The organism is Polaromonas sp. P4_F4, assembly GCF_056401355.1.
On the sequence record NZ_JBFUJO010000072.1, the window covers coordinates 1 to 549 of the forward strand.

At 58.1% G+C, this 549-nt stretch carries 1 protein-coding gene; it reads right to left on the minus strand.

Features of this window, described 5'->3' with window-relative positions; translation table 11 throughout:
• Positions 1-167: helix-turn-helix domain-containing protein (locus AC1DUR_RS25810; RefSeq protein WP_477720922.1), on the minus strand; the 167-nt coding region annotated here is incomplete at its 3' end.
• Positions 168-549: the final 382 nt, after the last annotated feature.

Below are 549 nucleotides of genomic sequence, written 5' to 3' on the forward strand. Positions count from 1 at the left end.
TTGAAAGCGCCATCGCCTTCCTGGGCGTAACGCGCCAGCAGTGCATATGCGGCCTTCGCGCCAATGCCAAAGCGCCGACACAGCTCGCGCCGGTTGGCGCCTTCTTGCAAGGCCAGTGCCACGAATTCGCGTTTGATGTCCATCAGGTCTCTCGGTTGCCAAGGCATGCCCTTCTCCTTGCGCCAATGGCGCTGAAGAAGTGTTTCCTATGTCTCCGAACACCTGTTGCGTATGTGCCCAGTCCATACACTTCGCCAAAGAAACCTAAGGAAAAGAAAGGCGACCCGCAGTCTGGGTCCTTGCGCTTCGCTCCAGGCAACCTGCGCTGCTCGATTACGGCGGGGGTCCGCAGAACTCGCCTGCGGCTCAAACAACTGCGGCCCTGATCCCGCCTCCATCTGCGCTGCTCGGCCCAGCCACACGGGTGGGGAGCGGATAGCAATACAAAATACACAAATACCAAGACCACAAGGACACGCCATGGCGTGTCCTTGCTTGTCTTCGGTGTCCGGTTTGTGGTTTTTGGCTGTTTTTCTTCAACCCCTTCTG